At 34.3% G+C, this 13,186-nt stretch carries 10 protein-coding genes; 9 read left to right on the forward strand and 1 reads right to left on the reverse strand.

The window, feature by feature from the left end:
- Window positions 1–93: 93 nt before the first annotated feature.
- From C4F50_RS02750 to C4F50_RS02790, 9 genes are all read left to right on the forward strand, one after another.
- Entirely contained in the window at window positions 94–1,053 is a 960-nt protein-coding gene (locus tag C4F50_RS02750) for a YihY/virulence factor BrkB family protein (RefSeq protein WP_193844895.1), read from the forward strand.
- Entirely contained in the window at window positions 1,050–1,574 is a 525-nt protein-coding gene (locus C4F50_RS02755) for an NADPH-dependent FMN reductase (RefSeq protein WP_193844896.1), read from the forward strand. Before C4F50_RS02750 ends, C4F50_RS02755 begins: the two co-directional genes overlap by 4 nt.
- 4 nt (window positions 1,575–1,578) lie before the next feature.
- On the forward strand, window positions 1,579–2,559 hold the full coding sequence (locus C4F50_RS02760; RefSeq protein WP_193845833.1) for a transglutaminase domain-containing protein: 981 nt from the start codon (window positions 1,579–1,581) through the stop codon (window positions 2,557–2,559).
- A 4-nt stretch (window positions 2,560–2,563) separates the two neighbouring features.
- The gene (locus C4F50_RS02765; protein ID WP_193844897.1) at window positions 2,564–3,544 is read left to right on the forward strand and encodes a transglutaminase domain-containing protein; all 981 of its coding nucleotides are present in this window, start codon (window positions 2,564–2,566) and stop codon (window positions 3,542–3,544) included.
- A 77-nt stretch (window positions 3,545–3,621) separates the two neighbouring features.
- Window positions 3,622–4,800 carry a nicotinate phosphoribosyltransferase gene (gene pncB / locus C4F50_RS02770; protein ID WP_193844898.1) on the forward strand — a complete coding sequence of 393 codons (1,179 nt, stop codon included), beginning with the start codon at window positions 3,622–3,624 and terminating at the stop codon, window positions 4,798–4,800.
- 159 nt (window positions 4,801–4,959) lie between these two features.
- The gene (locus C4F50_RS02775; protein WP_193844899.1) at window positions 4,960–6,828 is read left to right on the forward strand and encodes a DNA topoisomerase IV subunit B; all 1,869 of its coding nucleotides are present in this window, start codon (window positions 4,960–4,962) and stop codon (window positions 6,826–6,828) included.
- 263 nt (window positions 6,829–7,091) lie between these two features.
- Window positions 7,092–7,223 carry a DUF1016 N-terminal domain-containing protein gene (locus C4F50_RS25835; RefSeq protein ID WP_228011944.1) on the forward strand — a complete coding sequence of 44 codons (132 nt, stop codon included), beginning with the start codon at window positions 7,092–7,094 and terminating at the stop codon, window positions 7,221–7,223.
- Between the two features lie 298 nt (window positions 7,224–7,521).
- A complete protein-coding gene (locus tag C4F50_RS02785; RefSeq protein ID WP_193844900.1) occupies window positions 7,522–7,905 on the forward strand; it encodes a hypothetical protein in 384 nt (127 codons plus the stop codon).
- Window positions 7,906–7,941: 36 nt separating this feature from the next.
- Complete coding sequence (locus C4F50_RS02790; RefSeq protein WP_193844901.1) at window positions 7,942–10,659, forward strand: DNA gyrase/topoisomerase IV subunit A; 2,718 nt, start codon at window positions 7,942–7,944, stop codon at window positions 10,657–10,659.
- Window positions 10,660–10,722: 63 nt separating this feature from the next.
- Here C4F50_RS02790 and C4F50_RS02795 read toward each other — a convergent pair whose 3' ends face one another.
- The gene (locus C4F50_RS02795; RefSeq protein WP_193844902.1) at window positions 10,723–13,185 is read right to left on the reverse strand and encodes an AAA family ATPase; all 2,463 of its coding nucleotides are present in this window, start codon (window positions 13,183–13,185) and stop codon (window positions 10,723–10,725) included.
- Window position 13,186: the final 1 nt, after the last annotated feature.

The raw sequence follows: 13,186 nt of genomic DNA on the forward strand, positions 1-13,186 counted from the left end.
AACATGGAAAAAATATAAAATTCTGCTAAAAAGCGAGAATCAGCGATTTTGGAATATTGTTTAAATTTGAGTGTATTTCAAAAAAAGCAGCAAATGAAAATCAAAAATATTTTTTCGAAAACATGGTTTCTCTTAAAGAATACCTTCTTAGAATTTAATGATGATAATGCAATCAAACTTAGTGCGGCACTCTCGTATTACACTATTTTTGCATTGCCTCCTTTATTAATTATTATAATTACGATTTGTGGTTTTTTCTTTGGAGAAGATGCCGTAACGGGACAATTATACGGTCAAATAAATGGTTTGGTTGGTAACGGTGCAGCAGTCCAGATTCAAGAAGCTATAAAAAATGTGGAGTTATCTGGAAGTAATGTTTTTGCAAGTGTATTCGGAGTTGTAATGCTTTTGGTTGGTGCTTCTGGAGTTTTTGCGGAAATTCAGAGTTCGATAAATTTCATTTGGGGATTGCGTGCAAAACCAGACAAAGGGGTTAAAAAATTTATCCAAAACAGGTTAATGTCCTTTTCGATGATTGCTTCTGTGGGGTTTTTAATGATTGTCAGTTTGTTTATCAATACCATATTAGACTTGATGAGTGCCCGTTTAAAAATATATTTTCCAGAAAGTACCGTCTATTTGTTTTACGTTGTCAATATCGTGATTGTGCTGGCTAGTATTACGCTTCTGTTTACGATAATTTTTAGAACATTGCCAGACGGAAAAATTAGATGGAAAGATGCCATTATTGGATCTGCGGTTACTGCGGTGTTGTTTATGATTGGTAAATTTGCAATAGGTTTTTACTTAGGAAGTTCAACAGTGGCATCGGTTTATGGTGCTGCGGGTTCTGTAATCATTATTTTAGTTTGGGTGTATTATTCAGCAATTATTCTTTACTTTGGTGCAGAATTTACTAAAGTCTATGCAAAATCGTATGGAGGAAAAATCTATCCAAATGAGTATTCCGTAGAGATTGCAAAAGAAGTTTATGAGATCGAAGATGTAACACCACATTCAACACAAGAACGATTAACACACGAGAAGCCATGAAAATTATAGCCTTTGGAGGAAGTAACAGTACTCAGTCAATTAATAAACATTTGGCGACTTATGCTGCAAGTTTATTTGAAAATGCAGCAGTTGAAATCTTAGATCTTAACGATTATGCAATGCCATTATTTAGCGTAGATCTCGAAAAAGAAATCGGTCAGCATGAACTTGCGAAAGCTTTTCTGAGTAAGATCGGCGAAGCTGATGTTCTTGTGATCTCTTTAGCAGAAAACAATGGAAGTTATTCTGTTGCCTTCAAAAATGTTTTTGACTGGAGTTCCAGAATTATGAAAGAAGTTTTTCAGCAAAAACCAATGTTATTATTAGCGACATCTCCGGGACCTAGAGGAGGTGCATCTGTTTTAGAAATTGCTAATAATGCACTGCCTAGATATGGTGCAAAAATTAAAGCAACTTTTTCATTGCCAACGTTTGGCGCAAATTTTGATATAGAAAAAAATCAAATATCAAATGCTGAACTAGATAAGGAATTAAAAGATGTTATTAAATCAAGTTTTTAAATCGATGCCAATAAAAAAGATTGTTTTTATATTTTTATTACTTAATATTATTTTTCTAAATTTTACCATTGCCCAAAAGTTGAGTGATGTCGATAAAATGGTTGCAAAATATCCCAAAAACTTTACTACTACTGAAAAACTAGCAGAAAGAATCGAAAAAGATTTTAACTCTGAAGAAGAAAAAGCGCGTGCAGTTTTCAGCTGGATCGCCTTTAATATTAAGTACGATTACAATTCATTTTTAAATCCGCAAAGGGTGCAGGGCTTTAGTTATTCTTCTGAAGCTGAAAAACAAAGAAAAATCAAACAGCTCAATGATAATCTGATTCAAAAAACTTTTAACTCTAAAAAAGGGGTTTGTGAGGGCTTTACGGCTTTGTACCAGCATTTGGCTACTCAGGTTGGATTAAAATCAGAAGTAGTCAAAGGGGATTCTAAAACGCGTTTGGCAGATATCGGCCGTAAAACAATTTCGTCTAATCACGCATGGAATACTGTTCTGATTGGAAGAAAATGGATCTTGGTAGATGTAACGTGGGGGCAGGGCTATTATGACAGCAGTAAAGGAAGAATGGTCGATGATTTTGCTCCTATATATTTTGATACCGATCCCGATTATTTTTTTGCTAAACATTATCCCGATTCAGGAACTTTTGATGGAGATAAAATCAGTAAAAGTGATTTTTTAAACGGACCTCTTATTTACAATTCAGCTATCGTGGAAGATTATAAAATTAAATCTCCAGATTCGGGTATTTTAGAAGTAAAAAACGGTGATAAAATTTCAGTTGAAATTAAAAATGTTTCCAAATCAGATCAGGTTTTTTATTTGAATAAAAAAAATCAGCCGGTTAAAGTACAAAACCCAAAAGAGAAACGCGGCGGTTTAGAGTTTCAAATTGCTGTAGATGCCAATGTAGGCGAGTATATTACGGTCTTTATTGGTAACGCGAGTGTCGTTTCTTTTAAAGTAATTCGAGCTTAATTTAATGAAAATTAAAAAAATCGTATTTACGATACTTATAATTAGTTTACTTATAAATTCTTCTTTCGCGCAAAAATACAATGCTATTGAAAGCATCGTTTTAAAATATCCAAATTTTGGCAGTACAGAAAAATTAGCAGAAAGAATTCAAAAAGATTTTACATCAGAACACGATAAGGCACGAGCGATTTACAGCTGGATTGCTTTGAATATTGATTACGATTTAAAGACCTTTCTTGATCCACCGGCACCAAAAAGCATTAGTTATAAAAATAAAGCCGAAGAGGATAAAAAAATACAATTGTTAAACGCAGAGACTACTCGCAAAGCTTTTAGATCTAGAAAAGCAGTTTGTGAAGGATATTCGCTCCTTTATGCGCATTTAGCTGCGCTGACAGGTCTGAGATGCCAAGTAATAGTTGGAGATGCTCGAGTAACTCCACAAGATATCGGCAGAAGAAATTTTATTATAAACCATGCGTGGAATAAGGTTCAGATAGATGGAAAATGGATTGTAGTAGATGCAACATGGGGTGGAGGAAGTTATGATTATCGTCGAAAAATACTTGTAAAGAAGTTTACGCCCGTTTATTTTGATACCGACTTAAAATATTTTAACGTAAAGCATTATCCTGAAGATGCTATGTATAAAGGAAATACAGGGAATAAAACAGAATTTTTAAACGCACCGCTTATTTATAGTTCATTTATTGAAGAAGAAGCCGAAATCTTATTGCCTTATTCGGGTGTAATTATGGCAAACGAAGGAGATAAAATTGCATTTAAAATAAAAAACATTGACAGACTAGATGACCTCTATTATTTGGATAAAAAAGAGGAAAGAATGAAGCTTGAAAATGTGAAAGAAGAAAATGGGGTATTAGAATTTCAGATTACGTACTCCAGAAAGTTAGGGCGATTTATCACTTTATATCTTTTTAATAAAAACTTTGCCACTTTTAAAATAGTTCCCAAAACAACTTAGATTTTAAGGAATTTTTAGAAAAACAATTTGTTTATTACCGTATCTTAGCCATAAGTATTAAAAACAGCTTTTGACTTATGGAAAACACATTTTTGAAATCGATTTTAGATAACGATTTCTACAAATTCACAATGCAGCATGCTGTTATAAAGCTTTTTCCAAAGGCAAAGGTTCGTTATGCATTTATCAACCGCGGCAAACATGTTTTTCCTCCTGGATTTGCAGATTTACTTCGCACGTCTGTAGATGCGCTGGCTGATCTTCGCTTGACGAAAGCAGAAAAAAATTACTTAGCAAAATATTGCCCCTATCTTGATCCTACTTATTTAGATTTTCTTCAAGGATATCGATATGACCCGTCTGAGGTTCAGATTTCTCAAAAAGGTTCAGAGATAGAAGTTACGGTAGAAGGTTTTTGGTATCGAACAATTTTATGGGAAGTACCTTTGATGGCTTTGATTTCAGAATTATTTTATAAATCGAATCATCTCGTTCGCGTAGACGACGAAAAAATAAAAGAAGTTACTAAAAACAAAATAGACAGCTACAATGCTTTGGGAGTTTCTATTTTAGAATTTGGAACCAGAAGGCGCCACTCGTACGATGTTCATAATTTAGTAAATGAAACATTAAGGACTTTTGGAGGAGAAAGTTTTATAGGAACCAGCAATGTCCATTTTGCCATGATTAATGATAAACGCCCGCTGGGAACTCATGCTCATGAGTGGTTTATGTTTCATGCTGCTGTTTACGGATTTCAAACCGCAAATCTAATTAGTCTCGAACATTGGACACAAGTCTACGGCGGTGATCTCGGAATTGCCTTGACAGATACTTACACAACCGATATTTTCTTTGATCAATTTGATAAAAAATATTCTAAACTTTTTGACGGAGTTCGTCACGACAGCGGTGATCCGATAGAATTTGCCCAGAAAGTAATGGCACATTATACCAAAATGGGAATTGATCCGAAATCTAAAACCATTGTTTTTTCAGATTCGCTGAATGTCGACAAAGTGAAAATAATCTCTGATTTTTGTAAAGGTAAAATAAAAATGTCTTTCGGAATTGGAACCAATTTTACTAACGATACAGGGCTGCCTTCTATGAATATGGTAATCAAATTGACGGAAACCAAATCGGAAAATACAGATTGGCAGGGTGTAGTAAAACTTTCTGACGAAAAAAACAAAAATACGGGAACCCCAGAAATGATTGCGCTCGCCAAGCAGGTTCTTGGAATTAAATCGTAATTTTTTGTCAAATAACTGATTTTTTATACTTTTAGCGGTTGTATTTTTTTAAAATCAATTTAAATAGATTTTAAACTGTTATTATTCATAACAAAAAAGAAATACGCTTTTATTTTTTACCGATAAATGGTACATTAGCCAAAAATCCTAAATTCATTTATGCTAGAGCAAAATCAATACAACGAAGATAATATTCGTTCACTCGATTGGAAGGAACATATTCGTATGCGTCCGGGTATGTACATCGGGAAATTAGGGGACGGATCATCGCCGGATGATGGTATTTACATTCTTTTAAAAGAGGTTCTGGACAACTGTATCGATGAATTCGTTATGGGGGCCGGAAAAACGATTGAAGTTACAATCAAAGATAAAACGGTTTCGGTTCGTGATTACGGACGCGGAATTCCGTTAGGAAAAGTAGTCGATGTAGTTTCGAAAATGAACACCGGAGGAAAGTACGATTCTAAAGCTTTCCAGAAATCAGTTGGTTTAAATGGTGTCGGAACAAAAGCGGTAAATGCTTTGTCTAATTATTTTAGGGTAGAATCTGTTCGTGATGAAAAACAGAAAGCAGCCGAATTCTCTGCCGGAAATCTGGTTCAGGAAGAAGATGTTATTGATACCACAAAACGTAAAGGGACAAAAGTAACTTTTACACCAGACGAATCGATCTTTAAAAACTATAAATTTCGTTTGGAATATGTGATTAAAATGGTCAAAAACTATTGTTATTTGAACAATGGCTTGACGATTCTTTTTAATGGCGAAAAATATTATTCAGAAAACGGTCTTCGCGATTTATTAGAAGAAACCATTAATGAAGAAGATTTAGAATATCCGATCATTCACTTAAAAGATCATGATATAGAAGTTGCGCTTACACACAGTAAAACGCAATACAGCGAAGAATATCACTCTTTTGTAAACGGTCAGAACACCACACAGGGAGGAACGCACTTAGCGGCTTATCGTGAAGCGGTTGTAAAAACAATTCGTGAATTTTACAATAAAAACTTCGAAGCATCAGACGTTCGTAAATCGATTGTGAGTGCGATCAGTATTAAAGTAATGGAACCCGTTTTTGAGTCTCAGACCAAAACCAAATTGGGTTCTACTGATATGGGTTCAGACGACGGAACGACACCAGTTTCGGTACGTACTTTTGTAAACGATTTTATCAAAACCAAACTTGATAATTATTTGCATAAAAATCCGCCGACTGCTGAAGCTTTACTTCGTAAAATTCTACAGGCAGAACGTGAACGTAAGGAATTGTCAGGAATTAGAAAACTGGCTACAGATCGCGCTAAAAAAGCCAATCTGCACAATAAAAAATTAAGAGACTGCCGCGCGCATCTTCCTGATACCAAAAACCCAAGAAATTTAGAAAGCACGCTTTTTATTACCGAGGGAGATTCGGCTTCTGGATCGATCACCAAGTCGCGCGACGTAAATACTCAGGCGGTTTTCAGTTTGCGTGGTAAACCTTTGAATTCATACGGAATGAGTAAAAAAATTGTATATGAAAACGAAGAATTCAATTTACTGCAGGCAGCGCTTGATATTGAAGACGGATTAGAAAAACTGCGTTATAACAACATCGTAATCGCAACCGATGCCGATGTCGACGGAATGCACATTCGTCTATTATTGATTACATTCTTTTTGCAGTTTTTCCCAGAATTAATTAAAGAAGGACATTTGTACATTTTACAGACACCGCTTTTCAGGGTTCGAAACAAGAAAGAAACGATTTACTGCTATTCTGAAGAAGAAAGAAAAGATGCTATCGAGAAATTAAAACCAAAACCAGAAATCACCCGATTTAAAGGTTTAGGGGAGATTTCGCCAGATGAGTTCAAAAACTTTATTGGAGATACGATTCGTCTTGACCCAATTATGATGGATAAAAATACTTCGATTGAGCAATTGTTGTCTTTTTATATGGGTAAAAATACGCCGGACAGACAGGATTTTATTATCAAAAATTTGAAGGTAGAAATTGATGAATTGGAAGAAGTTTAGAAAATATGAATAAGAAAACATTGATTTACATGATAATTGCATTCATTTTAAGTTTTGCAGTTACTTATTTTATAATTAAAAGTGTAAGGGAAGAAAATAAAAATACGATTGAGAATGCTGAGGTTAAATAAAAAAGGTTTTATGTGGGTAATCTGCAGCATATAAGAAAGTTGTATTTGGCTTACTGAAATTCCGAGTCACTGACTCGTATTTTCGAAATTCAAAAATACAGTCACTGACTGGGGATTTTAAATCTTTTCAAATTGACTTGGACTCACTATATTTTTCTAATGCGAATTGACGATGAAAAAGAAAGACGTTTTTACAAAATAGAATCAGAGAAAAATAATTGGAGTGTACGCGAATTAAAACGACAGTATGATTCTGCACTATAGTAGTTCGCTATATTTTACCAGAAAATAATGAACAGATTTTTGCCAGTAAATATAAAACGGTTTTAACAAGCGTTGAGATTTTTAAAGAACTACTTCAAAACAAAGAGATTTTTGTAAATGAAGAAAATTATATTTTTACTTTCGATTTTAATATTAATTTCTTGTAAAAAAAGAAGAAGAAAAACCACAATTTCCGGAAATTTCTAAGATTGTTAAATCTAAAACTGAAATAATCAGAGAAAGAGGTTTTCCTCTGAAAAAATCGTCCAAAGTTGAGATTTTATCTTATGAAAATAGGATGAATTGGGATAAAGAAAAGGCAGGAGACCAGGATAGTAGATACACTAAAGACCTTGTTGTTGATTACAAATTGAATTTTGACAGTACGAGGATTAAAGATAGAGTACAACTAAATTCACTATTGAAAGAAGAATTGATTGAATTAATGTCTCAAGATAGCTGTAAAGTTGTAGAGAATAATGCAGATTGTTATTTCCCCAGACATATAATTCTTTTCAGAGATTCAAAAAATAGAATAATAGGTTATAAGGAAGTTTGTTTGTCCTGTAAAGGTTTTAGAGAATCTAAAAATCTGGAAGGATACGATGGTTTTTGCTATAGTCAAATGAATGACCTTTTTAAAAAGGCAGGAATAGTTTATTTTGACGAAGATTATGAATAAAAAAAATAGTTTACTGAAATAATTCAGCATATAAAAATGAAAGACGAAGAAGACGACAACATAATTCCAAACGACGACGAAAATAATTACGATGAGAATCCGAAAGATGAAAATCAAGAGGATTCTGATGAAATTATCGATGTAGATGCTAAGAATTTTGAAGGACAGCATTTTTACGAAAATCAGGAAGAAGAAGGCGAAGACGTGATTACCAAAGTAACCGGAATGTACAAAGACTGGTTCTTGGATTATGCTTCGTATGTAATTCTAGAACGTGCTGTACCAGCAATCGAGGATGGTTTTAAACCTGTTCAGCGTCGTATTATGCACTCTCTTAAAGAATTGGATGACGGTCGTTATAATAAAGTTGCCAATGTTGTAGGACACACCATGCAGTATCATCCACACGGAGATGCGAGTATTGGTGACGCTATGGTGCAGATTGGTCAAAAAGATTTATTGATTGATTGTCAGGGAAACTGGGGAAATATCTTAACAGGAGACGGAGCGGCAGCTTCGCGTTATATCGAGGCTCGTTTATCTAAATTTGCTTTGGAGGTTTTGTATTCTCCAAAAATTACCGATTGGGGTGTTTCGTATGATGGTCGTCGTGCAGAACCAAATAATCTGCCTGTAAAGTTTCCGTTGCTTTTAGCACAAGGAGCAGAAGGTATTGCAGTTGGACTTTCAACAAAAGTTTTACCTCATAACTTTAATGAATTAATCGATGCTTCGATCAAGATATTAAAAGGAAAACCGTTTACGCTGTATCCAGACTTTATGACTGCGGGTATTGCAGACGTTTCTAATTATAACGACGGTTTGCGAGGCGGGCGTGTGCGCGTGCGTGCTAAGATTTCGCAATTAGACAAAAATACGTTGGTGATTACACAGATTCCGTTCTCTACCAATACATCAAGTTTAATTGACAGTATTTTGAAAGCCAATGAAAAAGGTAAAATCAAAATCAAGAAAATCGAGGACAATACGGCAGCTGATGTTGAGATTTTAATTCATCTTTTCCCAGGTGTTTCTCCAGATAAAACAATCGATGCATTATTTGCTTTTACAGCCTGTGAAACTTCTGTTGCGCCTTTAGGCTGTGTTATTGAAGATAATAAACCGTTATTTATCGGGGTTTCTGAGATGTTGAAAATTTCGACAGAAAGAACCGTTGATTTACTGCGTCAGGAACTAGAAATTCAGTTAGAAGAACTGAAAAATAAATGGCATTTTTCGACTTTAGAAAAAATCTTCATTCGCGAAGAAATGTACATTGATTTCAAATTGTATGGAGATAGAGAATCGCTTTACAAATATTTGTATGAAAGATTTGAGCCTTTCAAAAAATCATTTGTTCGAGAAATAACAGATGATGATTTACAAAGGCTGACTCAGATTCCGATGATTCGTATCACTCGATTTGATTCTGATAAAGCCGATGAATTGATTTCTAGGTTAGAAGAAGAAATGAAAGAAGTAGAATACAATTTGGAAAATCTTACCGATTTTGCGATTGCCTATTTTACAAAATTAAAAGAGAAATACGGAAAAGGACGCCAGCGTTTGACAGAGCTTCGTGTTTTTGATAATGTTGAGGCGACAAAAGTAGTTTTACGTAATACCAAATTATTTGTAAACCGCGAAGAAGGTTTCGTAGGAACCAGCTTAAAGAAAGACGAATATGTAGCTGATTGTTCTGATATCGATGACGTAATTGTGTTTTTACGTGATGGTACCATGATGATTACAAAAGTTGATGCTAAGACGTTTGTTGGAAAAGATATTATCCATGTGGCAGTATTTGACAAGAGTGATAAGCGTACGATTTACAACATGATTTATCGTGACGGAAAATCAGGTCCTTCTTATATCAAACGTTTTAACGTTTCTGGAGTAACCAGAGATAAAGCATATGATTTGACAAATGGAACCAAAGGTTCACAGGTCGTTTATTTTTCACATAATCCGAATGGTGAAGCAGAGGTTGTTACGATCTTACTGCGACAAGTTGGAACGATTAAAAAACTAAAATTCGATATAGATTTTGCTGCCTTGGCAATTAAAGGCCGTGCTTCTAAAGGAAATTTGGTTACGAAATATCCGATCAAGAAAATCGAATTAAAAGAAAAAGGAATTTCGACCTTACTGCCAAGAAAAGTTTGGTTTGATGATACTGTAAAACGTTTGAATGTCGATGCAAGAGGAGAGTTGTTAGGCGAATTTAAACCAAGCGATAAAATTTTGGTTATCAGTCAATCAGGAAAATTAAAAGTAATTATTCCAGAGTTATCAACTCATTTTGAGGAAGATATGATTGTGTTGGAAAAATGGAAACCGAAAAAACCAATTTCTGCGATTTATTATGATGGAGAAAAAGAACGTTATTTCCTGAAGCGTTTCCTTGTAGAGAACGAAGGTAAAGAAGAAAGTTTTATTACCGATCACCCAAATTCGCAATTAGAAATAGTATCTACAGATTATCGTCCGGTTGCGCAATTGGTTTTTGCCAAGGTAAAAGGCGTCCAAAAAGACGATCTTCATGTTGACGTAGAAGATTTTATAGCTGTAAAAGGTTTTAAAGCATTAGGGAATCAATTGACCACAGATAAATTAAAACAGGTTAATTTATTAGAACCGCTTCCGTACGATGAACCAGTAGAAGAAATTCCTGAAAAACCTGAGATTTCAGAAGATGATCCTGTTGAAACAGAATTAGATGACGACGGTCAAATAGGTTTGGTTCTAGAATAAAAAATAAAAACGCTAAGATTAAAATTTCTTAGCGTTTTTTTTATGTGTTCAGAAAAATGAAATTTAGTTTTCGATAGGAACAATTTCTTCCTTAGTCCATTTTATTTCATCATTTTCGATCCTAACTTTAATTTGATCTCCATCTTTAAATTCTCCTGCGATTATTTTCTTGGCCAAAGGTCTTCTTAAATGACTTCTGATAATGCTTTTTATAGGTCTTGCACCGTATTTGGCATTATAACCATTTTCAGCAAGATGCAGTTTAGCTTCCATCGGAATTTCAACTTTAATATTGATGTTTTTCAATAAGTCCATAAATTCCTTTTTAAGGTGGATTTCGAATATCTTCAATGCGTTGTCTTTGCTGATTGGTGCAAAAGGAACAATTTCAGTTAAACGTCCTAAAAATTCAGGTCGGAAATAGTTGCCCATAATTTCCATCAAAGAATTAGAAGATGGAATTTCACCACTGTTAAACGTATTTACAATATGGTCGGCACCAATATTTGAAGTAAAAAGGATAATCGCATTTGAGAAATCACCTTCTTTTCCTAAACGATCGTGTAGTTTTCCTTCGTCCATGATTTGCAGAAAAACATCAAAAACAGATGGATGTGCTTTTTCAATTTCATCAAATAAAACAATAGAGTATGGTTTTTGCCTGATTTTGTTTACCAATAAACCGCCTTCTTCATATCCTACATAACCCGGAGGTGCGCCATAAAGGAGTGCTGCTGAATGTTCTTCTTTAAATTCAGACATATCAAATCGAATTATGGCATTTTCATCCTGAAACAGAAATTCAGCCAGACTTTTGGCTAATTCTGTTTTTCCAGTTCCTGTTGGCCCCAGAAAAAAGAATGATGCAATCGGCTGTCCGGCCTTACTTAATCCCGATCGTGACTCTAAAATAGATCCTGCAACAGTTGCAATACAGTGATCCTGTCCAATTACTCTTCGGGTTAAGACTTCCTCAATATTGTTTAGTTTCTGTTTTTCTTCTTCTTTAAGCTTTCCTGCAGGAATTCCCGTTTTTTTAGCAATGATTAGAGACAAATCAAAAGCTTCAATATGCGAACGTTTATCAAGCGCTTTCTCTTCAAGCGTAATAATCAGGCCTTCTATATAATTTATAATTGATTCTGATGTTTCAAAAGTTCTCTTTTCATTTTGTTCATCAACATCCATTAAAAAGGTTGTCTTGTTTATTAAATCAATCAGGAACCAATTGTATTCTTGGATCAATTGATCTTCAGATAAATTACTGCTGTTCTCCTTTAAAAGATTTAATCTATTGATAATGGATTGTTTTTCGTTAAGAAAAGTTTCTCCAGAAGTTTTTAAAACCGACATGGTATGATCGATCAGATTAATTGCCGATTCCGGAAGGCTTTTTTCTTTTAAGTACCTTCTGGACAATCGGATCGATTCAGAAATAGTTTCGTCATCAATCTGTATTTTGTGATGTTCCTGATACGTTTTAATAGATTCGCGAATCATGCGAAACAAAGTCTCATCATCAGATTCTTCCAGTTTAACAATTTCAAACATTCCCGAAAGACCTTGCTCTTTTTCGATTCTCTTAGAAAATTCGTCAATAGTTGAAGTTGCAATAATAGTTAATCCCTTTGCTAATTCCCCTTTTAAGACATTAGATACGCCAGAGTCACCTCCATTTTTGTCTAGTAAAGTATGGATTTCTTCAATAATTAAAATAGCTTTTGGATAGTGTCTAAGTTCTTGAATGCAATTTTTTAATCGATCCTCAATTTCTCCCTTATACGAAGCGCCTGCAATAAGAGAAGATAAATCAAGTTCAAAAAGCTGTACTTTACTTAAAGTATCTGGAACTTGATTGCTTATGACATTCTGCACCAAAGTGTCTATTAATATCGATTTACCAACACCACGGTCGCCAATAAGTAACACGTTAGGTTTAGAGAAACGGCAAAGAATTTCCTTTATGGCATTCAGTTCAGCTTCACGACCAATTGCGGGGATTCGGTTTTTATTCTTTTCAACATTTTTATGAATAGTATATTTACTAAGAAAGCCTTTTTTAACCTCTTGTTTTGAATTACCCTCATTCTGCGGGATCACAATATGATCTTCTAGCAATTCATTTCTAGAAATAGGGTAAGATTTCATTTGATCAAAAGTAAAACCTACTCCCGGAGAACTAATAGCAATTATAATGGCATACAGACTAATTTCATCTTCGTTTAATGCAATTCGTACCGATTCAGCTTCTTTTATAATTTCATCAATAATATCGCTTGGTTCAGCGTCAAGAACATTGGTGGTTTTGGGTTCTTCCTCAATTCGTACTTCTGCCCATTCATCAAGATAATAAACATCTTTGCCCATAGCTTCAAGACGTTTTAAAAGAGATAAATCCCTGTTTAAAACAGCTTTTAACAAATGCGATGCCGAGTAATATTTATTTAAATTGTTTTTAGCAATTTTCTTAGCAATTTCAAATGCGCTTAGTAGTTCTGCACTGAACACGTTTTTTTCTTCTTCCATA

The sequence above is a fragment of the Flavobacterium hungaricum genome, assembly GCF_015182285.1.
GTDB lineage: Bacteria > Bacteroidota > Bacteroidia > Flavobacteriales > Flavobacteriaceae > Flavobacterium > Flavobacterium hungaricum.